Here is a 26,612-nt window from a genome sequence, read left to right as displayed (position 1 = left end):
TCCTTGGGTGCCTCGAGGCGGCTGGACGCAGCGTGGTTGGCCGTTCTGGTGGATGTCCCACGCGGCGTGGCGCGCCACCGCACCGCACCCCGTGGACATTATTTAGATATATTTTTGCATACAAAAAAGGACGGGACAATCGCCGCCCGCTCGGGAGCAGCCGCGCCGGCCCTTCTGCATGCCGTGGGTACGCCGCGCGCGGTCATCGCGATGCAAGTACCACGGTGGCCCGTTTGGACGCGGTCCTGCGGACAGGCGGCACGGCATGAGGGGCGGGGAAGGCGTGCAGCGGCGGGCCCTCGTGTCGCAGGGGTATCATCGAATGTTCGCGGCGAAATGCTGGCGGCGGCCTGACGGCCCCGTTCAAGTGGCGCCCACTGCACAACAGGAGAAAGCGTGTGAACACCACCATAACCGGCGAAATTCTTATCGGCCAGCGTGCCATCGACAACGGCCAGCGCACGCTGAAGGCCGTCAATCCCGCGACGGGGGAAACGCTTGCCCCGGATTTTGCCCAGGCCGGGCCGGCCGAGGTAGAACAGGCGTGCGCGGCCGCCTGGGCCGCGTTCGACACGTATCGTGAAACCCGCCTCGAAGACCGGGCGCGTTTCCTGGAAGCGATCGGCGATCAGATCATGCAACTGGGCCAGGCGCTGGTCGATCGCGCCGTGGCGGAGACCGCGCTGCCGGCGGCCCGTATCGAGGGCGAACGCGCCCGCACGGTGGGCCAGTTGCGCCTATTCGCCCAGGTTGTCCGCGCCGGCGAGTTCCTGGATGTGCGCGTCGATACCGCCATGCCGGATCGCCAGCCCTTGCCGCGTCCCGACCTGCGTTTGCGCAATATCGCGCTGGGTCCGGTCGCGGTGTTCGGGGCGAGCAATTTTCCGCTGGCGTTCTCGGTGGCGGGAGGCGACACCGCATCGGCGCTCGCCGCGGGTTGCCCGGTCATCGTGAAGGGCCATCCCGCGCATCCCGGCACCGGTGAACTGGTGGGGCGGGCCATCCAGGCCGCTGCGCGCGAGTGCGGCATGCCGGAAGGCGTGTTCTCGTTGCTGCTGGGCGGCATCGAAACCGGCACTTCGCTGGTGCAGGATGCCCGCATCAAAGGCGTCGGATTCACCGGTTCGCGTACCGGCGGCCTGGCGCTGGTCGATATCGCGTCCAAGCGGCGCGAGCCCATCCCGGTCTTCGCCGAAATGAGCAGCATCAATCCGGTATTCCTGTTCCCCGCCGCGCTGGCGGCGCGTGCGGAGGAACTCGGCAAGGCTTTCATCGGCTCGTTGACGATGGGCGCCGGCCAGTTCTGCACGAATCCCGGTATCGTCGTCGCGCTGGACAGTCCCGACCTGGACCGCTTCCTCAAGGCCGCCGATGCGACGCTGTCCAGCCATGTGCCCAGCGCCATGCTGACGCCGGGCATCCATGGCGCCTACCAGAAGGGTGTCCAGGCCCTGGAAACGGCGCAAGGCGTGCAGCTTTGCGCGCGCGGCGGCACCGGCGAAGGCCCCAACCGCGGCGCCGCCGCGGTGTTTTCGACCGCCGTCAGCAATTTCCTGTCGCAGGAAGCCTTGCAGCACGAGGTTTTCGGAGCATCGAGCCTGGTGGTTCGCTGCCAGCGGCCCGAAGACATGCGCGAGATCGCCGAGCGTATCGAAGGCCAGCTCACGGTGACCCTGCATATGGAAGAGGCCGACTACGAACTGGCGCGTGGCCTGGTGCCCATTCTGGAACGCAAGGCCGGTCGCATCCTGGCCAACGGCTGGCCCACCGGGGTCGAAGTGGCCCACGCCATGGTGCACGGCGGACCCTTCCCCGCGACCTCGGACAGCCGGTTCACGTCGGTCGGCACGCTGGCGATCCGTCGATTCCTGCGTCCGGTGAGCTACCAGAGCCTGCCGTCGCAACTGCTGCCGGAAACCTTGCGCTCCGAAAACCTTGGCCGGGTGTCGCGGCTCGAGGACGGCAAGCGCTTGCTGCCCTGAGCGGCTGCCCGGGGCAACCGACAGCCCCGATGACGGCCGCACATATCGTGCCCTCCGGCCTTATCGCCCCGTCCGACCTTGTCCATCGCCGGGCTCGCGTGTAGGTCTTCCGGCTGGCCGCCCGCGTCAGCGGCGCGGCGTCCGGGGTGCCGCCTCCAACGGCGGGTGCACCTGGTCTGGCCAGTCGGGCAGGGCCGGTGGAAGGGGCCCCGGGGGCGTCCCTTCCACGCGGAAGGGGGCATCGGCGCGCGGGGACGATGATGAGGTCGACGCGGTCGGTGATGCCGGCGCCGGCACGGCCGATGCGGCGGGCGCCGCGGGGTCGGGGCGGGCCGCCCGTAGCCGCCTTTCCAGATCGGTGACGGGATGCTTGCCCACCCATGCGCCCTGGGGCTTGCCAGCCTGAACCGCGCCCGTGGACCGGGCGTCGTTGTCCGCTGCCGTCGGCGATGCCGTTGATGTGGTCGCAGTCGATGATGTCGTGGGCGCCGCGTGTGCCGCGGTCTGCGCTTCCTCCGCGCCGCCTGTCAGGCTTTCCCGGGCCCGCGTGTCCGCCGTCCCGGCCTGGCTGGCGGACGGCTGGCCCCGTGTTCCGTGCAGGCCTGCGCCTGCCGTCGCGTTGTCCTGCGCGCGCAGCTTGCGGATCTGTTCATCGAGCGGTTGCAGGCGGGTGCCGCTGGCGTACGCGAAGCGCTCCATCCGTGGCTTGCCGTCCACGTGCCCGATGTAGCCCAGATAGGTGCCCAGCGTGGATTGATGATCCAGGCTGCGGTAGACGATGGTGCCGAAGGGCGTCTCCACGCTCAGTCGCGGAAACACCGACACCAGTGCCTGCCGGTCGGCGATGCCGGCCTGCCTGAGACCCTGCGCGATGGATTGCAGCGCGGCGTACCCCAGCACCGCCGCGGTACCCGGCGTTTCGCCGTAGCGCGCCTGGTAGGCCTGTACGAAGGCCTGGCTCGCGGGCGTGTCGACGGTCCCGGCGGGGTAGCCCGTGACGATCCAGCCGTCGGGCACGCCGGCATCCAGGACAGCCAGGTTTGGGGGGTCGCCGGTAAACAGCGATACCACCGGAAGGCCGTCGAAAAGTTGCGCGGCCAGGCCCGCATGCACCAGGCTGGCGAGTCGGGCGCCGGTCAGCATATTGAAAAGCGCCTCCGGCTGCGCGGCCTTGAGGGCCGTGACCGTGGCGGCGGCGTCGAACTTGCCCTGGGCCACCGCCAGGTCGGCGACGAATTCAGTCTTGGACTGGAACGTCCGCATCAGGCCCTTGAAGGCCTCCACCGTGGCGCGGTCGGATTCGGTGTCCTCGTAGACCAGCGCCCAACGCAGCTTGCGCTGCCCCAGTGCCTTGGGGGCGACCGCGGCCGCCTGCATCCATGCGGCGGGCCGCAGGCGGAACGTATGGCGATTGCCTTCCTGCCAGGTCAGGCGCTGGGTAAGCGGGGCCACGGCCAGGTAAAGCACCTTGCTGGCGTCGGCGTACCGCGACAGGGCAAGCGCCACTTCGGAGGAATATCCGCCGAACAGCGCCACCACGCCGTCGCGGTCCACCAGCACCTGCGCCGCTTGCACCGCGTCGTCCGGCTTGCCGTGGTCGTCGCGCGAGCGCACGTCCAGCTTGCGGCCCAGCACGCCGCCCGCGGCATTGATCTGATCCAACGCCAGCATCCAGCCGCGGCGATACGCGGTCGAGAAGCCGGGCAAATCCTTGTAGGTATTGATTTCGCCGAGGACCACCGGCGGTGGCGCCGGCGTCACCGCCGCGCGTGAAGTCCGGCCGCCGCCCGCTGACGCGGGGCCGGCATGGCCCACGTCCGGGCATGCCAGGCATAGCGCCAGCGCGGCGAGGGCCATGGAACGGAATGGATATCCGCGCCCATGGGAGGCCGCCATCCGCAGGGCCAGCCATAGGGCCACCGCCATGCTGCCGCCAGGCACCTGCGCGACGGCGCGGCGCCGCGACGGATGGCTACCGCGGCGAAAAAAAACCGACATTGCTGTCGGTTCTTTCCGTGGGATGTACAGGGTCATCCTGCTCTGCCCGCCCGATGGTACGTGGGCTGGTTACTTGAGCTTCGTTTCCTTGTAGTCCACATGCTTGCGCGCGACCGGATCGAACTTCTTGATCAGCATCTTTTCCGGCATCGTGCGCTTGTTCTTGGTGGTGGTGTAAAAGTGCCCCGTGCCGGCCGTCGACTCGAGCTTGATTTTTTCGCGGTTACCTTTGGCAGCCATGTCGTACTCCTGAATTATCTAAGGACGAGTCGCGCTCAGATCGCTTCGCCGCGAGCGCGCAGCTCGGCCAGCACAGCGTCGATGCCCTTCTTGTCGATGGTGCGCAAGGCCTTGGTGGTGACACGCAGGCGAATCCAGCGATTTTCGCTTTCGACCCAGAACCGGCGCGATTGCAGGTTGGGCAGGAAACGCCGCTTGGTCTTGTTGTTGGCGTGGGAAACATTGTTGCCCACCATCGGGCGCTTGCCCGTAATTTGGCATACGCGTGCCATGAATGCACCTCAATTCAATCTTGCCGCGTATGGTTCGAAAGACGGGAGCTCAGCCGCCAGCGAGACGCTGGCCATCCCGTATTTCTAGGATGCCGGCCGGAAATCTGTCGCGGTTCAACCTGCGCAATTCAGCAAGTTCGCGGCGATTCCGGGCCCGGAGTGCTTGTGCCCGCCGCCCTCCGCCAATGCATCGGCGGGGTGGAAGTGCCCGGCTACAAAGCATAGTAGCTGGCACGGGTAAATTCGTAAGCCTGCGATTCTACTACGAAAAAAGCGGCGGCAGCAAGCGAACGCCGGCGGCGGGATCAGGCAGCATCAGGCGCGCCGCCCGTCCCATGGCCCCGGGCCACGCGCCCGCACAGCCAGGACAGGCAGGCACACGCCGCCAGCACGGCGGTCAACGGAAGCGGCGTATCGCTCTGCCAGAAGCTGACGCACAGTCCCGCCAGCGCCCCGCAGGACAGTTGCAGCGTGCCCAGCAGCGCAGACGCCGCCCCCAGCCGCCTGCCCTGCTCCGACAGGGCCAGGGCGGCGGAATTCGGGTTGACGAAGCCCTGGCTGCTCATGTAACCCATCAGGCATGCCATCAGCAGCGGCAGCGTCATCCAGCCCGCCAACGTCAAGGCGACCGCAACCACGCTGGCGAGGGCCAGCGATACCAGGGCGCGCCGCTGCAGGACCTGCGGCGGATGGCGCCGCAGCAGGCGGGCGCTGACCTGCGAGCCGACAATCAGGCCGGCCGCGTTCAGGCCGAAGAGCAATCCGTAGTGCTGCGGGTCCACGCCATACAACTCGATGAACACCCGCGGCGAACCGACGATGTAGGCGAACATGCCGGCCTGGCCCAGGCCGCCGGCCAGGCTGTGGGCCATGAAACGGCGATGGCGCAGCAACGCCCAGTAGTTGCCGGCGATGGTGCGGAAACTCAGGCGGATGATGCGTTCCGGCGCCAGCGATTCTTTCATGTTGAAGAGCATCGCCGCCAGCAGGGCGACGCCAGCCGCCAGCATGAGGGCGAAAATTCCACGCCATCCCGTCAGCAGTAGAAGCTGACCGCCTATCAGGGGGGCCAGGATGGGCGCGAGGCCCATGATAAGCAGCAGCAGCGACATCGCGCGCGCCGCTTCCTGAGTCTCGTAGTGGTCACGGATGACGGCGCGCGGGATGACGATCCCCGCCGCACCGCCCAGCGCCTGCATCGCGCGCCATGCGGTCAGGCTTTCGATGTCCACCGCCAGCGCGCAGCCTAGCGAGGCGACCACATACAGCGACAGGCCCACCAGGAGCGGAGGCTTGCGTCCGTAGCGGTCGGCCAGCGGCCCATAGAATATCTGTGCTGCTGCCAGGCCGATCAGGTAGGCGGCCATGGTCCGCTCCACATCGCCCTGGCTGACGCACAGGCCGGCGGCGATCGCCGGGAAGGCCGGCAGGTAGAGGTCGATGGAAAACGGCCCGATCGCCGTCAGGGCGCCCATCAGGATGAGCCAGCCGGGCAGTCCGCGTGTCGGAAGTGAAGGGGGCATTGGGGGAGCGGGATGGCCTTTGGGCCGGGGGCGAGACGGCAGACGTGCGCACGCGATCCCAAATGTAACACGGCTGACCATGGTTCAAATCGGAAACAAATTCCGATAAAGTCCGCAAGTTATTCATTCCGAGGTTGACTGTCGTGAATCCTGTGTTGTCTGCAGTGGAACGCAAGCTGCAATCTATTTCGATCCCGGTCCAGCTCGAAATGCCGGACGGCACCAAGGTCGGCTCGAGCAGCCCCAAGGTACGCTTCGCTGCGCGCAGCAAAACCGCGTTGGCTCACCTGGCCGCCGGGGAAGTGGGCGTTCTGGGCCAGGACTACGTCGAAGGACTGGTGGACATCGAGGGCAATATGCACGATGTCATGCGTGCCGCCGCGGAGCTGCTGCCCGACTCACCCGTGGACGCCGCGCGCGGCGGCTGGTTTACCGACCTCGCGCGACGCGTGCTGTCCGTCTGGCGCCATTCCATCGAGCGGGACGCCAAGCAGATCGAGTTCCATTACGACCTTTCCGACGACTTCTATGCCTTGTGGCTGGACCCGCGCCGGGTTTATTCCTGCGCGTATTACCGCACGCCGGACATGTCGCTGGCCCAGGCGCAGGAAGCCAAGCTCGACCATATCTGCCGCAAGCTGCGGCTGGCGCCGGGCGAGCGTTTCCTCGATGTGGGAGCCGGCTGGGGCGGGCTGCTGATGTGGGCGGCGGAAAACTACGGGATCCAGGGCACCGGCATCACCCTGTCGCGCAACCAGCACGCGCACGTCAATCGCCTCATCCAGGAAAAAGGCCTGCAAGGGCGCGTGCGCATGGAGCTGCTGGACTATCGCAAGCTGGACGAGAGCCAGCCTTTCGACAAGATCGCCTCGGTCGGTATGTTCGAACACGTCGGGCGCGCGCAGCTTCCGGAGTATTTCGCCAAACTGCGCCGCTTGCTGCGCCCGGGCGGACTCATCATGAACCACGGCATCACCGCCGGCGGCGTTCACAACGCGCAGCTGGGCAGCGGCATGGGCGAGTTCATCGAGAAGTACATCTTCCCCGGAGGCGAACTGACGCATATCAGCCGCGTGATGGAATCGATGGCCGAAGGCGGCCTCGAGGCGGTGGATGTGGAGAACCTGCGGCCGCACTACGCCCGCACGCTGTGGGCATGGAGCGATGCCCTGGAACAGAAGCTGGACGAGGCGGCCAAGGTATTGCCGGGCGAACAGGGCGCGCGTTCGCTGCGTGCCTATCGCCTGTATCTGGCGGGCTGCGCCATGGCTTTCGAGCACGGCTGGATCGCCCTGCACCAGATCGTCGGGCAAGGGCTGGCCACCGGGCGTGCCGATGAGCTGGATCACCCGGCCGATATCGCCTACCCCTGGCGGCGCGACTACATCTACGCGTGACGGCGCAAGGCGGATCGCCGCGCAAGCGATTACCATATCAATGACGCCCGGCGTCACGCGGGACGCCGTCCACGGACGGCGTCCGTCCCTTCCCGATATGCCCCGGAATCCCCATGCCCATTCTTCATGTACACGTCGTGACCGGCTGGCCGGCCGACAAAAAGACCGCGCTGCTTGAAACCGCTTCCCAGGCCGTCGTCGAAAGCCTGGGTGCCCCGTTGCGGAGCGTGCGCATCATGCTGCATGAAGTGCTTCCGGAACACATCATCGTCGCCGGCGAAGTGGGCAGGCAATCCGTGGTGTTTCATGTCCATCTCATCGCGGGCCGCAGCGAAGCGCAGAAGGATGCGCTCTACGCGGCCCTGAACCGGGCCGCCATCGAGGCCCTGGGCGTGTCGGGCGAGGACGTACGCGTGCTGCTGGACGATGTGCCCAACACCGACATGGGCATGGCCAACGGCGTGAGCGCGAAGGCCATGGGCCGGTAGGCCCGTTCGCAGGACCCGGTCCGCCGGGCTTCCCTATCGGTGCATTGCCGGCCGCCGCGCTGCCTTGCGCTGCGTGCCGGTTTTTACAGGAGACCCGTCATGAAAGAAGTCATCATTGCGTCCGGCGCCCGCACCGCGGTGGGCACCTTCGGCGGCGCGCTGAAGGATGTGCCGCCCATCGATCTGGGCAGCACCGCGATGCGGGAAGCGCTGGCCCGTGCCGGCGTCGACGGGGCCGAGGTCGGCCACGTCGCGGTGGGCCATGTCATCAACACCGAAACGCGCGACATGTACCTCTCCCGCGTGGCGGCGCTGAATGCCGGCATCGGCAAGGAAACGCCCGCATTCAACGTCAACCGCCTGTGCGGCTCGGGGCTGCAGGCCATCGTGTCGGCCGCCCAGACCATCATGTTGGGCGATGCCGAAATCGCGGTGGGCGCGGGCGCTGAAAACATGAGCCGCGGGCCTTATATCTCGCCTGCGCAGCGCTGGGGCGCACGCATGGGCGATACGACGATGTCGGACATGATGGTGGGCGCGCTGACCGATCCTTTCGACCGTGTCCATATGGGCATCACGGCCGAGAATGTGGCGTCCCGCTACGAGATCAGCCGCGCGGACCAGGACGCGCTGGCGGTGGAATCGCACCGCCGGGCCGCCGCCGCGATCGACGCCGGATACTTCAAGGAACAGATCGTTCCCGTGGTCATCAAGACCCGCAAGGGAGAAGTCCGCTTCGAGGTCGACGAGCATGTCCGCCGCGACGTGGATCCCCAGGCGCTCGGCAAGCTCAAACCGGTATTCCAGAAGGACAATGGCACGGTCACCGCGGGCAATGCCAGCGGCATCAACGACGGCGCGGCCGCGGTGGTGCTGATGAGCGGCGAAGCCGCCGGCAAACGCGGCGTCACGCCGCTGGCACGTCTGGTGGCCTATGGCCACGCGGGCGTGGATCCGGCCTATATGGGCATCGGCCCCGTGCCGGCGACCCAGGCGGCGCTGAAGAAAGCCGGCCTGACGATCGACCAGCTCGATGTCGTCGAAGCCAACGAGGCCTTCGCCGCGCAGGCGTGCGCGGTGACGCGGCAACTGGGCCTGGATCCGGCCAGGGTCAACCCGAACGGCAGCGGCATCGCGCTGGGCCATCCGATCGGCGCGACCGGCGCAATCATCACCGTCAAGGCGCTGTACGAATTGCAGCGGACCAAGGGCCGCTACGCCCTGGTGACGATGTGCATCGGCGGCGGGCAGGGGATTGCCGCCATTTTCGAGCGACTCTGAGTCCATGCCGCCACGCGCCACGCCGTCCGACCAGGATGTTCCCACGCTGTCGGAATCGGACGGCGTGCGCTATCTCCATTTCGACAGTCCCTGGATCCAGGGCGCCATGCGCATCGCGGATCCGGCCGAGCTGGTGCTCGAGTACACCGGCCAGATGATGGCCTGGCTGCTGTTCATGGAGCCACCCCGGGACGGTGCCATCGGCCTGCTGGGCCTGGGCGCCGGTTCGCTGGCGCGCTTCTGCGTGAAGCACACGTCGGTGCCGGCTGTGGCGGTGGAGTGGAATCCCAGCGTCACGGCAATTTGCCATGCCTTCTTCCGCTTGCCGGGGCCGCCGCGCCTGGTCGTGGAACATGGCGATGCCGGCGCATGGGTGGCCGAACCGCGCAACGCGGGGCGGTGTCCCATCCTGATGGTGGACCTCTACGACGCGCAGGCGCGCGGGCCGGTACGCGATTCGGTGCGCTTCTACCGGGACTGCCGCCGCGTCCTTGGCGATACCGGTGTCCTGGCGGTGAACCTGTTCGGCGAGCATGCCAGTTTTCCGCGCAATATCGACAACCTGTCCGCGGCCTTCGACGGCAGGCTGGCCCTGCTCCCCGAGATCGACGCGGGCAACCGCATCGTCCTGGCGTTCTCCGGCCCGCCCATCGATGTTCCCGTGACTGCGTTGCTGGACCGCGCGGCGACGGTGGAATCCGTTTACGGGCTGCCCGCGCGCCGGTGGGCGCGAGCCCTGATCGGACAATCCAGCGGCGGCCGGCTGGTTTACTGAGGCCGCACGCGGAAGGACCCGCGGCGGTTCATCGGCCCTCCGCCAAAAGATAGGTTGCGCCACCCGGCAGGGGGAGTAAGATCATTTGTCCGTAATTATGAATTACGCGGGCACATTGCCCGGGAACCCGGCCGCGGCATGCAAGCTGCGTGCAGTGCGGGCGGCGCCAGGGTTACGGGGCCGCCCGCGTTGCCCTCAAGCCGCCGCCGTGGCGACTGCCTTGCGAGTGAGCACGACGATGAACGCCCCTGCGATGCCTCTGCCCATCGTGCGCCAGGCCCTGTACCTGGAGGCCGCCGAGCGGCTGCGCGAAATGATCCGCACGCGCGCCCTGGCCGCGGGGGAGTGGATAGACGAACTGGCCGTGGCCGCGCAACTGGGCATATCGCGCACTCCGCTGCGCGAAGCCTTGAAGCTGCTGGCCAGCGAAGGGCTGGTGCGGCTGGAGCCGCGCCGCGGGTGTTTCGTCAATGAATTGTCCATGCGCGACCTGGACGACATCTTCCCCTTGATGGCCATGCTGGAAGGCCGTTGCGCTTTCGAGGCCGCACGCAAGGCGCGAGCGCAGGATATCCGTCGCCTGCGCGCCATGCACGAGACCTTGCAGGGGCACGCCGCGGCAGGGCGCGTGGACGCGTACTACGAAGCCAACTACGCCATCCACGAGACTATCCAGGCCCTGGCCGACAACCGCTGGCTCTCGGACACCATCGGCAACCTGCGCAAGGTACTCAGCCTGTCCCGCCACAAGAGCCTGACCCTGCCCGGGCGCATCGAGGCCTCGTGCGCCGAGCATATGGCCATATTCGCCGCCATCAAGGATCACGACCCGGAGCGGGCCGAAGCCGTGGCCCGTGTACATCTGCTGCGCCAGCTCGACGCGCTGCGCGCGCTGCACGGTGGCGAGCAGGCGGCGCCGGTCGCGCGCATGCCGCTGGCCACGCCCGGTGATTCCGCCGTTCCCCTGCCTGTTTCCGCACCCGTTTCTTCGCAATCGAGGTCCGCCAAAACGCGCACCCCGGTGGGCGCGCCCGACGCGCCTTCCTTGCCCACTGCCAAGGAGTTAGCCCATGACCGCCCCCGAAGCACTCGTTCCCGCGCGCGCCGCGCGCTCGCCTGACAAGGGCGTTCCCCCCAAGGACCTCGTCGTTTCGCCCGCGTCCGATACGCAGGCCGATGGCCCCGAGGCGGAGGCCGGCCTGATGGCGCGGCTCGGCAGGCTGTGGGAGCGAGAGCCCTTCCGCAACGAAGCGGCCTTGCGCCCTTTGTTCGGCCCGCGACTGACGGACGTGGCGGCCAACCGCCTGGCCCATGCCTGGTGCCAGGCTTATACCGCCGCCGAAGGCAAGGCGCGGCGCGCCATGCTGGCCCTGCTGGCCGCCGCCAGCGCTGGGCAGGAGCAGGCGGAGGAAGCCGCCGCGCGCTTGTTCCGGCGTTTCAACAACCAGCCGGACGGCCTGCGCTTTCTGGTCGGACTGCGTGCCGACATGCTGCGCTGGCGCAAGCAGGTGGCGGGGCTGCCGGCGCTGGACAAGGCCCTGGAAGGCCTGTTGTCGGCGTGGTTCGACGTCGGGCTGCTGGACCTGCGGCGCCTGACCTGGGATTCACCCGCATCGCTGCTGGAGAAGCTCATCGTGTACGAGGCCGTGCACGAGATCCAGTCCTGGGACGACCTCAAGCACCGCGTTGCGGAGGACCGGCGCTGCTATGCCTTCTTCCACCCGCAGATGCCGGATACCCCGCTTATCTTCGTCGAGGTCGCCTTCTCGGCCCAGATGACCGATAACGTCCAGGCGCTGCTGGACACGGGTCTGCCGCCCCAGAACCTGGACAAGGCGCGCTGGGCGATCTTCTATTCCATTTCCAACACGCAGCCTGGCCTGCGGGGCATCAGCTTCGGCAATTTCCTGCTCAAGCGGGTAATCGACCAACTGCTGGAAGAGCTGCCCAAGCTGAAGTCCTTCGCCACCTTGTCGCCCATCCCGGGCTTCGCGGAATGGCTGGGCAAGCTGTCGCCGGAAGAGGTCGAGGCGATCGTGCGCGACAAGTCGCGCGAACGTGCCCGCCGGGGTGTGCCCGATGGGGGGCGTTGGGTGTCCCGGCTGCGCAAGGCTGCCGCAGGCGCCGGCAGCGAGGTGGTGCAGCGCGCCGGCATGAAGCTGGCAGCGGCCTATTTGCAGTCCATGAAGGCCGGGGCGCCGCTGGACCCGGTCGCGCGTTTTCACCTGGGCAACGGCGCGCGCATCGAACGTATCAACTGGGCGGCGGATCGTTCATCCAAGGGGCTCGCGCAGTCCGCCGGCCTGATGGTGAACTACCTGTACGAACTCGATGCGCTGGACGACAACCTCAGCCGCCTGAACGACGGCAAGCCCGCCGTCAGCCGCGCCATCGCACGCATGGGCTGATGGCCAGGCTGGGCGGCGGATAGCCCTGGTATGCCGACATGGCGGGCAACGTCCCGCCTTCGCCGTTGCCGTCCTTCCTTCGCGCCGTTTTGGCGTGCCGGCGTTTTTGTGTTTTGACGTTTCGCCGCCATCGGGCGAACTTGGCCAAGCCGGGATGATGAATAATCTTGTACGAACCGGAGCCGGTGAACGACAATCCGGCCAGACTCGCACCGCCGACCTCCCGCACACGCGGACGGATGGAATTCCAACGACATGACGCGCGCCGATCCGCTCTCTGATGCCTCCCCCCCGGATGCCGGGGGCCGCGTCGTGTGCCGCCGGGAAGGCGCCGTGGCCCATGTCGCGCTATCGCATCCTGGCCGGATGAACGCCATCACCGTGGCGATGTGGCAGGAATTGGCACACTGCTTTACCGGACTGGCGGCGGATGCCTCCTTGCGGTGCATCGTGGTCGCGGGGGAGGGCGGGCATTTCGCCGCGGGCGCCGATATCCGCGAGTTTCCCGAGGCGCGCCGCGACACGGCGTCCGTCGTTCACTACCACCGCCGCGTCATCGCCCCCGCCCTGCGGGCCATCGAGCAATGTCCGCATCCGGTGGTCGCGCGTATTGACGGGGTGTGCGTGGGCGGCGGGCTGGAAATCGCCTGCCAGTGCGACCTGCGCATTGCCACACGGTCGGCGCGCCTGGGCGCGCCCATCAACCGCCTGGGGTTTCCCATGGCCCCCGATGAAATGCGCGGCGTGCTGAAGGTCGCCGGGCGCGCAGTGGCCTTGGAGCTGTTGCTCGAGGGCCGCATCCTGCCGGCCGACGAAGCCTGCGCCAAGGGCCTGCTCACGCGTGTGGTGCCCGAAGCGGAGCTGGACGCCGAAGTGGCCCGCTGCGTGGGTCGCATCGCGGCCGGCGCGCCGCTGGCCGCCCGCTTGAACAAGCGCATCGCCGAGCGGCTGTCGCGCGACGAACCGCTGCAGGAAGACGAATACGACCGGTTTTTTTCTTACGCCGAGAGCCGCGACCATCAGGAGGGCGTGCGCGCCTTCCTGGCGGGCGAAGCGCCGACCTTCACTGGAGACTAGACATAGTGAGCAATGCCAACCTGTATGCGGTGCTCGAAACGGGCTTCCCGCAGGATCGAGGCCGGATCGCCATTGAAACGCCGACCTTGCGCTACAGCTGGGACGACATCGACCGGGCCAGCGCCTGCCTGGCCAATCTGCTGAAGTCGCTCGACCTGCCCAAGGATGCCCGCGTGGCGGTGCAGGTGGAGAAGTCGCCCGAGGCCTTGCTGCTGTACCTGGCCACCCTGCGTGCCGGCCTGGTCTACCTGCCGCTCAATACCGCGTACCGGGCAGCGGAAATCGAGTATTTCCTCGGCAATGCCGAGCCGGCCGTGGTGGTGTGTACCAGCGCCAACCTGCCCTGGATGCGCACGCTGGCCCGGAAGAGCGGCGTGCCGCACCTCTTCACGCTCGATGACGACCGGACCGGCACGCTGCTCGATGCCGCCGGCGCCATGCCGCAGTCCTTCAGGACCGTGGCGCGCGATGCCGATGACCTCGCCGCCATCCTGTATACGTCCGGCACCACGGGGCGCAGCAAGGGCGCCATGCTGTCGCACGGGAATCTGGCCTCCAACGCGCGCGTCCTGCACAGCTACTGGGGCTGGCGCGCCGACGATGTCCTGCTGCACATGCTGCCCATTTTCCATGTGCACGGGCTGTTCGTCGCTTCGCACGGCGCCTTGCTGGCGGGCGCGAAAATGATCTGGCTGCCCAAGCTGGACATCGAGCAGGCATTGCATTACCTGCCCGTATCCACGGTCATGATGGGCGTGCCCACCTACTATGTGCGCCTGCTTGCCGATCCCCGTTTCGATCGCGGCGTGTGCGAGCGCATGCGGCTGTTCATTTCCGGCTCGGCGCCCCTGCTTACCGAGACGTTCACCGAGTTCCAGGGCCGCACCGGCCATACGATACTGGAACGCTACGGCATGAGCGAAACCGTCATGCTGACGTCCAACCCCTACGATCCGGTCGAAGGCGCGCGCGTCGGCGGCACGGTGGGCAAGCCGCTGCCCGGCGTGCAGGTTCGCGTGGTGAGCGATGCAGGCAGGCCATTGCCACCCGGGGAAATCGGCAACATCCAGGTGCGAGGCCCGAATGTCTTCCGCGGCTACTGGCGCATGCCGGAAAAGACGCGCGAAGAGTTCACCGAGGACGGCTGGTTCAAGACGGGCGACGTCGGCCGCTGGGGCGGCGAGGCCAATGGACATCCGGTTCCGGTCGATTACCTGAGCATCGTCGGGCGCAGCAAGGATCTCATCATCTCGGGCGGTTTCAATGTCTACCCGAAGGAAATCGAGTCCGTCATCGACGACATGCCCGGGGTGGCGGAGTCCGCCGTGATCGGCGTGCCGCATCCCGACTTCGGCGAGGCAGTCATCGCGGTCGTCGTGCCGCGCGAGGGCGCCGTGCTGGATACGGCGGCGATCCAAAACACGCTCAAGGAGCGCATTGCGAACTTCAAGGTGCCCAAGCGTATCCACGTGACCGAACAATTGCCGCGCAACACCATGGGCAAGGTACAAAAGAACGTATTGAGGGAAACCTACGCATCGCTCTGATGCGCCATGGCAGGGTGCCGGGCCGGCGTATCGCCGCCGCACAGGCACCCTGCCGCCGAACATTGCCCGCCAAGGAGGACGCAGACCACCACCCGTATCGACGTGCGTAAGGATACATAGAACAGCGGCCCGCATCGCGCGCCGCATCGACAGATGGGCGATATCCCATCCTGCGCAGCACCCGGAGGAGAAGACTCATGACTTACCGTAGCAGAATCGCGGCGCTCGCCGCCGCATTGCTGGCATGCGCGCTGGCGGCCCCGGCATCCGCCGACTGGCCGGAGCGCCCCGTCACCATCATCGTGCCCTTTCCCGCGGGCGGCGGCACCGATACCTTCGCCCGCCCGCTCGCCCAGCAGCTGGGCAGCCAGTTGGGCCAGACCGTGGTCATCGACAACAAGGGCGGGGCAGGGGGCACGGTGGGCGCCGCCGTGGCCGCCAAGGCGCGCCCCGACGGCTATACCTTCTTCATGGGCGGCGCTCACCACGCCGTCGCGCCCGCGCTGTACAAGCAGCTCAGCTATGACATCCAGAAGGACTTCGTGCCCGTCGCCCTGGTCGCGCAGCCCCCACAGGTCGTGGTCATCAATGCGTCCAAGCTGCCGGTCAAGACATTGCAGGAGTTCATCGCGTATGCCAAGGAGCGGCCCGGGCAGATCAATTACGGCACCGCGGGCAAGGGCAGCACGCACCACCTGGCCGGCGAGCTGTTCGCGATGCAGACCGGCATCAAACTGGTGGACGTGCCGTACCAGGGTGCCGGTCCCATGCTGTCGGCGCTGATCGGCGGGCAGGTCGATATGGCGTTCGACGGCCTGGGTTCGTCTTCGGGGCACATCCGCGCCGGCAGCATCAAGCCGCTTGCCGTGGCGGCGGCCCAGCGTTCGCCCAGCTTGCCCGATGTGCCGACGGCGAGCGAGGCCGGCGTGCCGAACTACCAGGTATCCACCTGGTACGCCCTGTGGGCGCCGGCAGGCACGCCACAGGCGGCGGTCGACCGCATGATCCGCGAGGTCACGCTGGCGCTGAATACGCCCAAGCTCAAGGAACAATGGGCGACGAACGGATCGGCCACGCCCAACCTGACCGGCCCGGCCTTCGGCAAGTTCGTCGACGACGAGGTGGCGCGCTGGGGCAAGGTGGTGAAGGATTCGGGGGTAACGCTGGACTGACCCCTGCGCCCGGCGCACGGGCTACTGTGCGCCGGCACCGCCGGCTTTCAGCGCCAGGTACTGGCCTCGTCCAGTTTGCGCATCACGTCCGGCGGCAGGGACAGGTACGCCGCCTTCACCAGATCGTCCAGTTGCTCCAGGGAGGTCGCGCTGGCGATGGGCGCCGTGATGCCGGGCTGCGCCATCGTCCACGCCAGGGCGACCTGGGTATGGCTGGCGCCGGTCGTCTCCGCGGCTTCGTCCAGCGCGGCGAGGATGCGCAGGCCGCGTTCGTTCAGGTAGGTATCGACGATCTTCTTGCCGCGCACGCTCTTGGCGGCATCGGCGGCGCTGCGGTACTTTCCGGAAAGAAAGCCGCTGGCCAGCGCGTAGTAGTTGATCGTGCCCAGGCCCTGGGCCGTCACCACGGCCTGCAAGCCGCTTTCGTACGGCTCGCGGGCGTACAGGTTGTACTCCGGCTGTATGGATTCGTAGCGCGGCAGCCCGTTGCGCTCGCTGATGATCAAGGCTTCGGACAGGCGCGCGGGGGTGTAGTTGGAGGCGCCGATGGCGCGGATCTTGCCCTGGTCGCGCAGTTTGCCGTAGGCCGCCAGGGTATCTGCCAGCGGCGTATCGGCGTCGTCCCGATGCGACTGGTACAGGTCGATATAGTCGGTCTGCAGCCGCGCCAGGGAATCTTCGACGGCGCGGGCGATGTAGGCAGGCGCCAGGCCGCGCGCGCCGGGGCCCATTTCCATGCCCACCTTGGTGGCCAGGACGACCTTGTCGCGTTTGCCGGAACGGGCCAGCCACCGACCTATGATGACTTCCGATTCTCCGCCCCGGTTGCCGGGCGCCCACCGTGAATAGACGTCCGCGGTGTCGATGAAATTGAGTCCGGCATCGACCATGGCATCGAGCAGGGAGTAGGCGTCCGTTTCCCCGACGGTCCATCCGAACACGTTGCCGCCGAAGGCCAGGGGCGGCACGGAAAGGCCTGATCGGCCCAGTTGACGTTGTTGCATGGTCAGTCGCTCTCTACGGAGGGTTGGGTTGCTTGCCGGACGGCCACCGCTCAAGGGGTCAGTTTTTTCTTGTTGTGGGTCTGATTCTTTCGTCCAAGTATATCGGTCGAATGGCCAGTCGATGTACTAACACGGACCTTCAGGGATTTCCCGCGCCTGATCGTCCTGTTGTCCAAGTTAGACTATGCACTTTTGCGGGACGGGTGGCCCTGCGCGGGGCCAGTGGGCGCGTCCGCCCGACCGTCCCTGGCGTTATCCGAGGTCGAGGAGCCTTCTCATGTCAAGAAAACAATCCGCCGTGCAGGCTACCGTGGTTGCCGCGTTCGCGCTGGCCGCCGTGCTGCAATCAGGCGGAGCGGCACATGCCGCCCCTTCCGCGCAGAAATCCGTGGCTGTCATGGCCATCGTCGAACATCCGGCCCTGGACGCAGTGCGTGATGGCATCAAGGACGAGCTGAAGGCCAAGGGCTACGATGCCGCCAAGAACCTGAAGTGGCAGTACCAGAGTGCGCAGGGCAATACCGGTACGGCCGCGCAGATCGCCCGCAAGTTCGTCGGCGACCGGCCCGATGCCATCGTGGCCATCGCCACCCCGGCGGCGCAGGCGGTGGTGTCCGCCACCAAGGACCTTCCCGTCGTCTACGCGGCCGTGACCGATCCGGTGGCTGCGCAACTGGTTCCTTCGATGGCTGCCTCGGGCACCAATGTCACCGGTATTTCGGACGCCCTGGACCTGGAACGCCAGATCGAGCTGATCCGCAAGATCGTTCCCAACGCCAAGCGCGTCGGCGTGGTGTACAACCCGGGCGAGGCGAATTCCGTGGTAGTGGTCAAGCAGATGCAGGAAGCGCTGCCCAAGAGCGGCATGAGCCTGGTCGAAGCAGCGGCTCCACGCACCGTGGACGTCGCGGCGGCGGCACGCAGCCTGATCGGCAAGGTCGACGTCATCTACACCAGCACCGACAACAATGTCGTGGCGGCGTACGAGTCGCTGGTCAAGGTGGGCAACGATGCCAAGATCCCGTTGATCGCCGCCGATAACGACAGCGTCAAGCGCGGCGCCATCGCGGCGCAGGGCGTGGACTACTACCAGCTGGGCCACCAGGTCGGCGACGTGGTGGTGCGCATCCTCAAGGGCGAAAAGCCGGGCGCCATTCCGTCGGCCACCGTCAACAAGGTACAGCTGTTCGTCAATCCGGCGGCGGCGCAGGCGCAAGGCGTCACGTTGCCCGAATCGCTCATCAAATCGGCCGCGCAGGTCGTCAAATAAAAACAAAGATTCACGACGATGTCCCTGTTCTCATTGTTGGGCGCGCTGGAGGTCGGGCTGGTCTTCAGCCTGGTCGCGCTGGGCGTCCTGATCTCTTTCCGCCTGCTGCGTTTTCCCGACCTGACTGTCGATGGCAGTTTTCCCCTGGGGGCGGCGGTGGCCGCCACGATGATCTCCGCGGGCTTCAGCCCCTTTGCCGCAACGGGTTGCGCCATCGTGGCCGGCGCCGGCGCCGGCCTGGTCACCGGATGGCTGAACGTCAAGCTGCGCATCATGGACCTGCTGGCCAGCATCCTGGTCATGATCGCGCTGTATTCGGTCAACCTGCGGATCATGGGGCGCCCCAATGTTCCCTTGATTACCGAAGCGACCGTGTTCACCGTTTTGCAGCCCGCATGGCTTAGCGACTATGTCGCGCGGCCGGTGCTGCTGCTGATCGTGGTGGTGATCTGCAAGCTGCTGCTGGATTGGTTCCTGTCGACGGAACTGGGGCTGGCCTTGCGCGCCACAGGGGCCAATCCCCGCATGGCGCGCGCGCAGGGCGTGAATACGGGGCGCCTGATCCTGGGCGGCATGGCGCTGTCGAACGCGCTGGTAGCGCTGGCCGGCGCGCTGTTCGCCCAGGCGCAGGGCGGCGCGGATATTTCCATGGGGCTGGGCACGATCGTGATCGGCCTGGCGGCGGTCATCGTCGGCGAAAGCCTGCTGCCAGCGCGGCGCATCGCACTGGCCACGCTGGCAGTCATCCTGGGGGCCGTGGTTTACCGCTTTTTCGTCACGCTGGCGCTGAACAGCGATTTCATTGGCCTGCAGGCGCAGGACCTGAACCTGGTGACCGCCGTGCTGGTGACGATCGCGCTGGTCATTCCGCGGCTGCGGCGCCGCCGTGCGGGGCAGGGGGGCTGACATGCTGAGCGCACAGGATCTCCACATTACTTTCAATCCCGGCACGCCCATCGAGACGCGGGCCTTGCGCGGCCTGACGCTGGAAATCCCCACCGGCCAGTTCGTCACCGTGATCGGCTCCAACGGCGCCGGCAAGTCGACTTTCCTCAATGCAGTCTCTGGCGACCAACCGGTCGACAGCGGCCGCATCGCCATCGATGGCGACGACATGACGCGGCAACCGTCCTGGCGGCGCGCTGGGTATGTCGCGCGGGTCTTCCAGGACCCCATGGCGGGCACCTGCGAAGACCTGACCATCGAGGAAAACATGGCGCTGGCCCAGGCGCGCGGGGCCTCGCGTGGCGCGGCACGGGCGGTCAAGGCGTCCATGCGCGCGCTCTTTCGCGAGCGCCTGGCGACCTTGGGCCTGGGCCTGGAGCAACGGCTGGGCGATCGCATCGGCCTGCTGTCCGGCGGACAACGGCAGGCGGTGAGCCTGCTGATGGCGGCCCTGCGTCCCTCGCGCCTGCTCCTGCTGGACGAGCATACGGCTGCACTGGATCCCCGCACCGCGGATTTCGTGCTGCAGTTGACCGCACGCATCGTCGCCGAAAGCCGGCTCACCACGTTGATGGTGACGCACAGCATGCGCCAGGCACTGGAGGTCGGCGATCGCACGGTGATGCTGCACGCGGGCCAGGTGGTGCTGGACGTCTCGGGGGACGAGCGCAAAGGCCTGACGGTGACCGACTTGCTCGCCATGTTCGAGCACGTGCGTGGCGAAAAGCTTGCCGACGACGCATTGCTGCTGAGTTGACGCATGCGCCGTTCCGCCAAGAGCAAGTGCGCGTATGGGACGGTCGCCCTGGTGCTGCAGGGCGGTGGCGCCCTGGGCTCGTACCAGGGCGGCGTCTACGAAGGACTGCACGAGCAGGGCTTGCGGCCGGACTGGGTGGCGGGCATTTCCATCGGCGCCATCAATGCCGCCATCATCGCCGGTTCTCCCGTGGACGAGCGCGTGGAACGCCTGCGCGGTTTCTGGGAAAGCATCTGCCGGCCCTACGGTTATGGCGCGTGGCCGTGGGGCGATTGGCTGGCGGGCCTGTTCCAGGGCATACCGATGGGGTTCGGATCGCCATCGATGAACGGCCGGCTGGCCGCCGCCAGCGCCATCATGCAGGGCCAGCCGGGCTTCTTCAAGCCGCGCTTTCCGCCACCGTACCTGCAGCAAGGCCTGGCGGCCACCAGTTACTACGACACCGCGCCGCTGCTCGAAACCCTGCGCACCTACGTCGACTTCGATCTGCTGAACAACGGGGCGGTGCGCGCGAGCTTCGGCGCCGTGAATGTGCGTACCGGAAATTTTGCGTATTTCGACAGTACGCAGACCCGCTTGACGCCGCAGCACATCATGGCGTCGGGGGCCCTGCCGCCCGGCTTTCCGGCGGTGGAGATCGATGGCGAGTTCTATTGGGACGGCGGCATCGTTTCCAATACGCCGCTGTATTACGTGCTTTCCAATAGCCCGATGCGCGATACGCTGGCGTTCCAGGTCGATCTCTGGCCGGCGCGAGGTCCGTTGCCCAATAGCTTGGAAGAGGTGGCGGAACGGCAGAAGGACATCCAGTATTCCAGTCGTACCCGCCTGGTTACGGACAATCTGAAGCGCAATATCAAGCTGCGCGAAGATCTGCAGCGCGTGCTCGCGCTGCTGCCCGAGCACCAGCGCAATGCGCCCGAGCTGGCCGAGATCCGCCGCGATGCCATCATTCCGGCGATCAACGTGGTCAACCTGATCTACGAGTCCAAGAACTACGAGCGGCATACCAAGGACTACGAATTCGGCAGCGAAGCCATGCGCGAGCACTGGGCCTCGGGCCTGGTCGACGTGCGCGCCAGCCTGCGGCGTCCCGGTGTGCTGGACTTGCCGGCCGACGGGCAGCGCTTCGTCACGCACGACATCCACCGGGAGTAGCCGCGCCTTTGGCGAGCGGGCAACCAGGGGGAGGACCGCGGTACTAGGAATGGTCTGAATTACCGCGCCGTGAGGGAAGGCGAAGAGGGGCCGATGGTAGCTTTCGCTGCACATCGATCATCCTCGTAACCTTATGGAATGTCATGGAATCCTCCAACCTCACAGAAAATGCGTCGCTCTCCCTTGCGGTATGGGAGCCGGACGATGACGCGCGCAATCGCATGGTGCGCCTGCTGGCGCGGCTGGGCTTTCATGTCCACGGCTGCCGCGATGCCGCCGGCCTTTTCCAATGGCTGGATGTGCGCGATGCCGACCTGGTCCTGGTGGGCGAAAGCGCGCCCGTGAGCCAGGTGGTCGACGCCGTGTTGCCACGTCTGAGTGCGCAGTACGGCGCCGGCATCCTGGTCCAGGCGCCCAGCGCGGAGCCGCAGACCCGCCTTAGCGCGCTGCATGCGGGCGCCCACATGTGCCTGGACCGGCGCTACGAGGCCACGGAGCTGGCCGCTCTGCTGCGGGCCCAGGCGCGCCGGGCAACGCGGCAGCGCCGGCGGCCTGCGCAGGCGTCTGCATTGGCCCGTGCGCCCGCCAGCACGCCCGCCGCCGTGGGCCTGGTCGGCGCCGCCGACATCGCGGGGCTCCTGGGCGGCACTCCCGCAGGCCAGATGGCCGGCTATGCATTGAACGCGGCGCCGGGAGCCGGCATGGTGGCCGGCGCGGCCGCCATCTCGGGCTCGGCCGGCCTGGTGCGGCCGGCGCCGCGCGGCCAACCCTGGCGGGTGCTGTATCAGGGCTGGGTGCTGGTGACGCCGACCGGAAAGCGGATCCATCTGACCAGCACGGAGCGCGCGTGCTTCGCCTGCCTGCTGGACAACCCCAAGCGGGAACTGTCGCGCGCGGCAATGCGTGCCTTCATGACGGCGACCAACCTGCGTTCGGTCAATGTGGCCATCAGCCGCCTGCGCAAGAAGGTGCAGGACAGCGGCGACCGCCTGCCGCTGCATACCGTCCATGGCATGGGCTATGTTTTCGTTGGAGATCTCGCTACGCAAGAGTAGCGGCGGCCGCGCGATAATATCGGCTTGTTCCGATTCCGGCCGCCCTGGGTGGGGGCGGTGCGCCGGAACCCGAAGGCGACACACAAACGCGATGATAGACCTGGGCGTAAACATCGATCACGTAGCCACGCTACGCCAACAGCGGCATACCGAGTATCCGGATCCCATCGAAGCCGCGCTGCGCGCCGAGGACGCCGGCGCCGACCTCATTACCCTGCATTTGCGCGAAGACCGGCGCCATATCCAGGACGCTGACGTACACCGCCTGCGCCCCCTGCTGCGCACGCGGATGAACCTGGAATGCGCCGTCACGCGGGAGATGCTGGATATCGCCTGCGGCGTGCGGCCGCACGATGTCTGCCTGGTGCCGGAGAAGCGCTCGGAGCTGACGACCGAAGGGGGGCTGGACGTCGCCGGCGCGCGGGCGGCCGTCACGGACGCGGTGGCGCAATTGCACGAGGCCGGTATCCGGGTGTCGCTGTTCATCGATCCGGACCCGGTCCAGATCGCGGCCGCCGCGGAAACCGGTGCGCGCGTTATCGAACTGCACACCGGGGCCTATGCCGAAGCCCATGGCGCGGCCGTCGACGTGGAATTGGAACGCCTGGGCCAGGCGATCGGCGAAGGCCTGCGGCAAGGGTTGCAGGTCAATGCCGGCCATGGGCTGCATTATGGCAATGTACAGCCCATTGCCGCACTCGACGGCATCGCCGAACTGAATATCGGCCATGCCATCGTGGCGCGCGCGGTATTCGACGGCTGGGAGAAGGCGGTACGCGACATGAAGGCCCTGATGGTGCAAGCACGGGCGAGCGTCTGAGCCCCGCAGCGGTGTTCACCGCCGGCGGCGTCCATTGCGGCAGCGCCGGGCCGGGCACGGCGCCGTGCAGGCAGGGCAAAGCCCATCACCGGTCGCGTATCATCTGCCTATCATGCAGACGCCCCCTTCTTCGCTCGATTCATCCGTGCTTCCCGCCGCGATCGCGGGCATCGGGATGGATCTCATCCGTATCGACCGCATCGAGCGTGCCTTGCAGCGGCACGGCGACCGCTTTGCCGAAAAAATCCTGGGCGAACAGGAATTGGCCAAGTTCCGCGCCCGCCGGGCGCGCGACCCGCAGCGGGGCGTGCGTTTCGTGGCGACGCGGTTCGCGGTCAAGGAAGCGTTTTCCAAGGCCATCGGCCTGGGCATGCGCATGCCCATGAGCTGGCGCCGCGTACAGACGCTCAACGCCCCCGGCGGGCGGCCCATCCTGGTGCTGGCCGAGCCCCTGCTGGCCTGGTATACGGCGCGCTACGGGGCGGCACATGTGTCGCTGACCGATGAGATCGATATGGCCGCCGCCTACGTCATCGTGGAGCGCCATCCTTCCTGAGCTATCCGGCCCCGCGGCCGGCCTTCAATGAGAGTCCCTTCGATGTCACGCAAAAAGAACAAGCCGCTGCCGCCGGGCCCCGTCATGGTGGATGTGGCCGGGCCGGTCCTCACCAAGGAAGAGAAGAAGCGGCTGCGCCATCCGCTGGTCGGAGGCGTCATCCTCTTCGCACGCAACTTCCAGGACCGGGATACGCTATGCGAACTGACTTCACGCATCCATAAGGTGCGGGAAGAGCCGCTGCTGATCGCCGTGGACCATGAGGGCGGCCGCGTGCAGCGCTTCCGTACGGACGGTTTCACGCCGCTGCCGCCCATGCGGCGCCTGGGCGAGATCTGGAACAGGGATCCGCTGGGCGCCATGCGGCTGGCCACGGAGACGGGCTACGTGCTGGCGGCGGAGCTGCGCGCCTGCGGGGTCGACATGAGCTTTACGCCGGTGCTGGACCTGGACTATGGGGTCAGCAAGGTGATCGGCGACCGCGCGTTCCATCGCGATCCCCGTGTGGTGGCCATGTTGTCGCGTGCCCTCATCCAGGGCCTGGCGCTGGCCGGCATGGCGGCGTGCGGCAAGCATTTTCCAGGGCACGGCTTCGTCGGCGCCGATTCGCACGAGGAGATACCCGTCGATCCGCGGACGCTGGAACGGATACTGCGCGAGGACGGCGCCCCGTACGGCTGGCTGGGCGACAACGTCCTGGGTTCGGTGATGCCGGCACACGTCATCTACCCCAAGGTGGACGACCAGCCAGCCGGCTTCTCGCGCCGCTGGGTGCAGGACATCCTGCGCGAGCGCATGGGCTACGATGGCGTGGTGTTCTCCGACGACCTCACGATGGAGGGCGCGTCGGTGGCGGGCGACATCCATGCCCGGGCCCAGGCCGCGCTGCAAGCGGGTTGCGACATGGTCCTGGTGTGCAATCATCCCGACCTGGCGGATGACCTGCTGGCCCGGCTGGTCCACGAAACCGCCCCCGAATCCATCGAACGTATTCGCCGCCTGATGCCGCGCTTCCCCGCACTTGGGTGGGAAGCCCTGCAGCAAGACCGCCGTTACCAGCATGCCCGAAGACTTCAATCTCAAATCGTTTCTGGCTGACCTGCCGCATCTGCCGGGCGTGTACCGGCACATCGACACCAACGGCGAGGTGATGTATGTCGGGAAGGCGCGCGACCTGAAGAAGCGCGTGTCTTCCTATTTCCAGAAAACGCTGACCAGCCCGCGCATCGCCCAGATGGTGGGCAAGGTGGCGCAGGTGGAGGTCACCGTCACGCGATCGGAAGCCGAGGCGCTGATCCTCGAAAACAATCTGATCAAGAGTCTGCGGCCCCGCTACAACATCCTATTTCGCGATGACAAGTCCTATCCCTATCTGCTGATCACCGCGCACGATTGGCCGCGTATCGCGTACTACCGCGGATCCACCAACAAGCCTGGGCAGTTCTTCGGCCCTTTTCCCAATGCCTGGGCCGTGCGCGAAACGATTCAGATCCTGCAGAAAGTATTCAGGCTGCGGACCTGTGAGGACACGGTATTCGCCAACCGCTCGCGGCCTTGCCTGTTGCACCAGATCGGGCGCTGTTCCGCGCCCTGTGTCGGCGCGGTGGCGGCGCAGGACTACGCGCACGATGTCGAGCGTGCCGGACGTTTCCTGAACGGCCAGGCCAAGGAAGTGATGGAAGATATCGAGGCGCGCATGCTGCGCGCCTCGGAGGCCCTGCAGTTCGAGACCGCCGCCATGCTGCGCGACCAGATGGGATCGCTGGCGCGCGTGCTGCACCAGCAAACCATGGAGGACATGGGCGGCGAGGATTGCGACATCATCGCCGTGGCCATTGCCGGCGGAAGGGTCTGCGTAAATCTGGCCATGGTGCGCGGCGGACGCCACCTGGGCGACAAGCCCTTTTTCCCCGCCCATGCGGAGGGCGAGGCGGCACCCGACGTGCTGGAAGCCTTCATCGGCCAGCATTACACCGACAACCCCTTGCCGCCTACCCTGGTCTGTTCCCATGCCTTGCCCGACAGCGAGCTGCTCGCGCTCCTGGCCGAGCAGGCCGGCAGCCGCAGCCGGATGCTGACGCGGCCCCAAGGTGTGCGGCGCTCCTGGCTGGAGCAGGCCACGCGCAACGCCGAGATGGCGCTGGCGCGGGCGCTGACCGAATCCGGGGCGCGCGCCGCGCGCACCCTGGCGCTGGCCGAGGTGCTGGACATGGAGACCGATGAGGCGGCGCTCGACAGCCTGCGTATCGAATGCTTCGACATCAGCCATACGGCCGGCGAGGCGACCCAGGCCTCGTGCGTGGTGTTCGAGCGCCACGAGATGCAACCTTCCCTGTACCGGCGCTACAACATCGCCGGCATCACCCCGGGGGATGACTATGCCGCCATGCGCCAGGTACTGACGCGCCGTTTCGCCAAGGTGGCCGATGGCGAAGCGCCTTTGCCCGGGCTCGTCCTGATCGACGGCGGCAAGGGGCAGGTCGAAGTCGCCCGCCAGGTTTTCGCGGAACTGGGCCTGGACGTGCATGTGCTGGTCGGCGTGGCCAAGGGCGAAGGCCGCAAGGTCGGGCTGGAGACCCTGGTATTCGCCGATGGCCGGCCTCCCGTGGCGCTGGGCGCCGAATCGGCCGCCCTGATGCTGATCGCCCAGGTGCGGGATGAGGCGCACCGCTTCGCCATCACCGGCATGCGGGCGCGCCGGGCGAAAGCGCGCAACGTCTCCCGCCTGGAGGAGATCGAGGGCGTGGGCGCCCGGCGCCGACAGCGCCTGTTGGCGCGTTTCGGCGGTTTTTCGGGGGTATCGCGCGCCAGCATCGAGGACCTGGCCTCCGTGGACGGGATTTCACAGGAACTGGCCGAGCGCATTTACGACGCGCTGCATTGACGC

At 67.2% G+C, this 26,612-nt stretch carries 24 protein-coding genes; 19 read left to right on the top strand and 5 right to left on the bottom strand.

Going from position 1 to position 26,612, the window contains the following annotated elements; all coding sequences use genetic code 11:
• Nucleotides 1–398: 398 nt before the first annotated feature.
• Nucleotides 399–1,982, top strand: a complete 1,584-nt coding sequence (locus BAU07_RS17830; protein ID WP_066660288.1) for an aldehyde dehydrogenase (NADP(+)) — start codon at nucleotides 399–401, stop codon at nucleotides 1,980–1,982.
• A 126-nt stretch (nucleotides 1,983–2,108) separates the two neighbouring features.
• Here the strand turns inward: BAU07_RS17830 and BAU07_RS17825 are convergent, their stop codons facing one another.
• The 4 genes from BAU07_RS17825 to BAU07_RS17810 form a co-directional block, all read right to left on the bottom strand.
• Complete coding sequence (locus tag BAU07_RS17825) at nucleotides 2,109–3,980, bottom strand: ABC transporter substrate-binding protein (protein ID WP_066660285.1); 1,872 nt, start codon at nucleotides 3,978–3,980, stop codon at nucleotides 2,109–2,111.
• Nucleotides 3,981–4,049: 69 nt separating this feature from the next.
• Entirely contained in the window at nucleotides 4,050–4,220 is a 171-nt protein-coding gene (rpmG, locus tag BAU07_RS17820) for a 50S ribosomal protein L33 (RefSeq protein WP_066346920.1), read from the bottom strand.
• 35 nt (nucleotides 4,221–4,255) lie between these two features.
• Nucleotides 4,256–4,492, bottom strand: coding sequence for a 50S ribosomal protein L28 (rpmB, locus tag BAU07_RS17815; protein ID WP_066660282.1), 237 nt, complete (start codon nucleotides 4,490–4,492; stop codon nucleotides 4,256–4,258).
• Nucleotides 4,493–4,797: 305 nt separating this feature from the next.
• The gene (locus tag BAU07_RS17810) at nucleotides 4,798–6,015 is read right to left on the bottom strand and encodes a Bcr/CflA family multidrug efflux MFS transporter (RefSeq protein ID WP_157122302.1); all 1,218 of its coding nucleotides are present in this window, start codon (nucleotides 6,013–6,015) and stop codon (nucleotides 4,798–4,800) included.
• 143 nt (nucleotides 6,016–6,158) lie between these two features.
• On the opposite strand from BAU07_RS17810, the gene BAU07_RS17805 reads away from it, so the two are divergent.
• The 9 genes from BAU07_RS17805 (at nucleotide 6,159) to BAU07_RS17760 (ending at nucleotide 16,160) form a co-directional block, all read left to right on the top strand.
• Nucleotides 6,159–7,412: a class I SAM-dependent methyltransferase gene (locus tag BAU07_RS17805; RefSeq protein WP_157122300.1), complete on the top strand. Its 1,254-nt coding sequence runs from the start codon at nucleotides 6,159–6,161 to the stop codon at nucleotides 7,410–7,412.
• Nucleotides 7,413–7,525: 113 nt separating this feature from the next.
• Nucleotides 7,526–7,900: a tautomerase family protein gene (locus BAU07_RS17800; protein ID WP_066660274.1), complete on the top strand. Its 375-nt coding sequence runs from the start codon at nucleotides 7,526–7,528 to the stop codon at nucleotides 7,898–7,900.
• A gap of 99 nt (nucleotides 7,901–7,999) precedes the next feature.
• Nucleotides 8,000–9,181: an acetyl-CoA C-acyltransferase family protein gene (locus BAU07_RS17795; RefSeq protein WP_066660271.1), complete on the top strand. Its 1,182-nt coding sequence runs from the start codon at nucleotides 8,000–8,002 to the stop codon at nucleotides 9,179–9,181.
• Between the two features lie 4 nt (nucleotides 9,182–9,185).
• Nucleotides 9,186–9,956 carry a class I SAM-dependent methyltransferase gene (locus BAU07_RS17790; RefSeq protein WP_066660268.1) on the top strand — a complete coding sequence of 257 codons (771 nt, stop codon included), beginning with the start codon at nucleotides 9,186–9,188 and terminating at the stop codon, nucleotides 9,954–9,956.
• A gap of 253 nt (nucleotides 9,957–10,209) precedes the next feature.
• The gene (locus BAU07_RS17785) at nucleotides 10,210–11,076 is read left to right on the top strand and encodes a GntR family transcriptional regulator (protein WP_084025845.1); all 867 of its coding nucleotides are present in this window, start codon (nucleotides 10,210–10,212) and stop codon (nucleotides 11,074–11,076) included.
• Nucleotides 11,027–12,364, top strand: a complete 1,338-nt coding sequence (locus tag BAU07_RS17780; protein WP_066660264.1) for a malonyl-CoA decarboxylase domain-containing protein — start codon at nucleotides 11,027–11,029, stop codon at nucleotides 12,362–12,364. The genes BAU07_RS17785 and BAU07_RS17780 overlap by 50 nt, the downstream gene beginning before the upstream one ends.
• Before the next feature lie 255 nt (nucleotides 12,365–12,619).
• Nucleotides 12,620–13,441, top strand: a complete 822-nt coding sequence (locus BAU07_RS17770; protein WP_066660259.1) for an enoyl-CoA hydratase/isomerase family protein — start codon at nucleotides 12,620–12,622, stop codon at nucleotides 13,439–13,441.
• A gap of 5 nt (nucleotides 13,442–13,446) precedes the next feature.
• Nucleotides 13,447–14,988: a malonate--CoA ligase gene (locus BAU07_RS17765; protein ID WP_066660256.1), complete on the top strand. Its 1,542-nt coding sequence runs from the start codon at nucleotides 13,447–13,449 to the stop codon at nucleotides 14,986–14,988.
• A gap of 197 nt (nucleotides 14,989–15,185) precedes the next feature.
• Nucleotides 15,186–16,160: a Bug family tripartite tricarboxylate transporter substrate binding protein gene (locus tag BAU07_RS17760; RefSeq protein WP_066660253.1), complete on the top strand. Its 975-nt coding sequence runs from the start codon at nucleotides 15,186–15,188 to the stop codon at nucleotides 16,158–16,160.
• A 47-nt stretch (nucleotides 16,161–16,207) separates the two neighbouring features.
• Here BAU07_RS17760 and BAU07_RS17755 read toward each other — a convergent pair whose 3' ends face one another.
• Entirely contained in the window at nucleotides 16,208–17,164 is a 957-nt protein-coding gene (locus BAU07_RS17755; RefSeq protein WP_066660250.1) for an aldo/keto reductase, read from the bottom strand.
• A gap of 277 nt (nucleotides 17,165–17,441) precedes the next feature.
• Here BAU07_RS17755 and BAU07_RS17750 point away from each other — a divergent pair, with 277 nt between their 5' ends.
• The 9 genes from BAU07_RS17750 to uvrC all read left to right on the top strand — a co-directional run bounded on the left by BAU07_RS17750 (nucleotide 17,442) and on the right by uvrC (nucleotide 26,609).
• On the top strand, nucleotides 17,442–18,434 hold the full coding sequence (locus tag BAU07_RS17750; protein ID WP_084025844.1) for an ABC transporter substrate-binding protein: 993 nt from the start codon (nucleotides 17,442–17,444) through the stop codon (nucleotides 18,432–18,434).
• 18 nt (nucleotides 18,435–18,452) lie between these two features.
• Complete coding sequence (locus tag BAU07_RS17745; RefSeq protein ID WP_066660247.1) at nucleotides 18,453–19,340, top strand: ABC transporter permease; 888 nt, start codon at nucleotides 18,453–18,455, stop codon at nucleotides 19,338–19,340.
• A gap of 1 nt (nucleotide 19,341) precedes the next feature.
• Nucleotides 19,342–20,136, top strand: a complete 795-nt coding sequence (locus BAU07_RS17740) for an ABC transporter ATP-binding protein (RefSeq protein WP_066660244.1) — start codon at nucleotides 19,342–19,344, stop codon at nucleotides 20,134–20,136.
• 3 nt (nucleotides 20,137–20,139) lie between these two features.
• Entirely contained in the window at nucleotides 20,140–21,294 is a 1,155-nt protein-coding gene (locus BAU07_RS17735) for a patatin-like phospholipase family protein (protein ID WP_066660241.1), read from the top strand.
• Between the two features lie 143 nt (nucleotides 21,295–21,437).
• Nucleotides 21,438–22,349 (top strand): winged helix-turn-helix domain-containing protein, encoded by a 912-nt coding sequence (locus BAU07_RS27580; RefSeq protein WP_232338157.1) that lies wholly within the window; start codon nucleotides 21,438–21,440, stop codon nucleotides 22,347–22,349.
• 91 nt (nucleotides 22,350–22,440) lie between these two features.
• Nucleotides 22,441–23,169: a pyridoxine 5'-phosphate synthase gene (locus tag BAU07_RS17725; protein WP_066660238.1), complete on the top strand. Its 729-nt coding sequence runs from the start codon at nucleotides 22,441–22,443 to the stop codon at nucleotides 23,167–23,169.
• A gap of 112 nt (nucleotides 23,170–23,281) precedes the next feature.
• Complete coding sequence (acpS, locus tag BAU07_RS17720; RefSeq protein ID WP_066660235.1) at nucleotides 23,282–23,725, top strand: holo-ACP synthase; 444 nt, start codon at nucleotides 23,282–23,284, stop codon at nucleotides 23,723–23,725.
• Between the two features lie 42 nt (nucleotides 23,726–23,767).
• On the top strand, nucleotides 23,768–24,823 hold the full coding sequence (gene nagZ, locus BAU07_RS17715; protein ID WP_066660231.1) for a beta-N-acetylhexosaminidase: 1,056 nt from the start codon (nucleotides 23,768–23,770) through the stop codon (nucleotides 24,821–24,823).
• A complete protein-coding gene (uvrC, locus tag BAU07_RS17710; RefSeq protein WP_066660226.1) occupies nucleotides 24,786–26,609 on the top strand; it encodes an excinuclease ABC subunit UvrC in 1,824 nt (607 codons plus the stop codon). Before nagZ ends, uvrC begins: the two co-directional genes overlap by 38 nt.
• Nucleotides 26,610–26,612: the final 3 nt, after the last annotated feature.

The sequence above is a fragment of the Bordetella flabilis genome (assembly GCF_001676725.1).
Classification (GTDB): domain Bacteria; phylum Pseudomonadota; class Gammaproteobacteria; order Burkholderiales; family Burkholderiaceae_B; genus Bordetella_C; species Bordetella_C flabilis.
Note: the sequence above shows the minus strand (reverse complement) of the source record. Positions and strands in the feature narration are given on the sequence as shown.

Bases quoted from the DNA above. Each gene is read 5' to 3' on its own strand.
- BAU07_RS17825 (WP_066660285.1), bottom strand. From the start codon at position 3,980: ATGTCGGTTTTTTTTCGCCGCGGTAGCCATCCGTCGCGGCGCCGCGCC.
- rpmG (WP_066346920.1), bottom strand. From the start codon at position 4,220: ATGGCTGCCAAAGGTAACCGCGAAAAAATCAAGCTCGAGTCGACGGCC.
- rpmB (WP_066660282.1), bottom strand. From the start codon at position 4,492: ATGGCACGCGTATGCCAAATTACGGGCAAGCGCCCGATGGTGGGCAAC.
- BAU07_RS17810 (WP_157122302.1), bottom strand. From the start codon at position 6,015: ATGCCCCCTTCACTTCCGACACGCGGACTGCCCGGCTGGCTCATCCTG.
- BAU07_RS17800 (WP_066660274.1), top strand. From the start codon at position 7,526: ATGCCCATTCTTCATGTACACGTCGTGACCGGCTGGCCGGCCGACAAA.
- BAU07_RS17795 (WP_066660271.1), top strand. From the start codon at position 8,000: ATGAAAGAAGTCATCATTGCGTCCGGCGCCCGCACCGCGGTGGGCACC.
- BAU07_RS17790 (WP_066660268.1), top strand. From the start codon at position 9,186: ATGCCGCCACGCGCCACGCCGTCCGACCAGGATGTTCCCACGCTGTCG.
- BAU07_RS17785 (WP_084025845.1), top strand. From the start codon at position 10,210: ATGCCTCTGCCCATCGTGCGCCAGGCCCTGTACCTGGAGGCCGCCGAG.
- BAU07_RS17780 (WP_066660264.1), top strand. From the start codon at position 11,027: ATGACCGCCCCCGAAGCACTCGTTCCCGCGCGCGCCGCGCGCTCGCCT.
- BAU07_RS17770 (WP_066660259.1), top strand. From the start codon at position 12,620: ATGACGCGCGCCGATCCGCTCTCTGATGCCTCCCCCCCGGATGCCGGG.
- BAU07_RS17760 (WP_066660253.1), top strand. From the start codon at position 15,186: ATGACTTACCGTAGCAGAATCGCGGCGCTCGCCGCCGCATTGCTGGCA.
- BAU07_RS17755 (WP_066660250.1), bottom strand. From the start codon at position 17,164: ATGCAACAACGTCAACTGGGCCGATCAGGCCTTTCCGTGCCGCCCCTG.
- BAU07_RS17750 (WP_084025844.1), top strand. From the start codon at position 17,442: ATGTCAAGAAAACAATCCGCCGTGCAGGCTACCGTGGTTGCCGCGTTC.
- BAU07_RS17745 (WP_066660247.1), top strand. From the start codon at position 18,453: ATGTCCCTGTTCTCATTGTTGGGCGCGCTGGAGGTCGGGCTGGTCTTC.
- BAU07_RS17740 (WP_066660244.1), top strand. From the start codon at position 19,342: ATGCTGAGCGCACAGGATCTCCACATTACTTTCAATCCCGGCACGCCC.
- BAU07_RS17735 (WP_066660241.1), top strand. From the start codon at position 20,140: ATGCGCCGTTCCGCCAAGAGCAAGTGCGCGTATGGGACGGTCGCCCTG.
- BAU07_RS27580 (WP_232338157.1), top strand. From the start codon at position 21,438: ATGGAATCCTCCAACCTCACAGAAAATGCGTCGCTCTCCCTTGCGGTA.
- BAU07_RS17725 (WP_066660238.1), top strand. From the start codon at position 22,441: ATGATAGACCTGGGCGTAAACATCGATCACGTAGCCACGCTACGCCAA.
- acpS (WP_066660235.1), top strand. From the start codon at position 23,282: ATGCAGACGCCCCCTTCTTCGCTCGATTCATCCGTGCTTCCCGCCGCG.
- nagZ (WP_066660231.1), top strand. From the start codon at position 23,768: ATGTCACGCAAAAAGAACAAGCCGCTGCCGCCGGGCCCCGTCATGGTG.
- uvrC (WP_066660226.1), top strand. From the start codon at position 24,786: ATGCCCGAAGACTTCAATCTCAAATCGTTTCTGGCTGACCTGCCGCAT.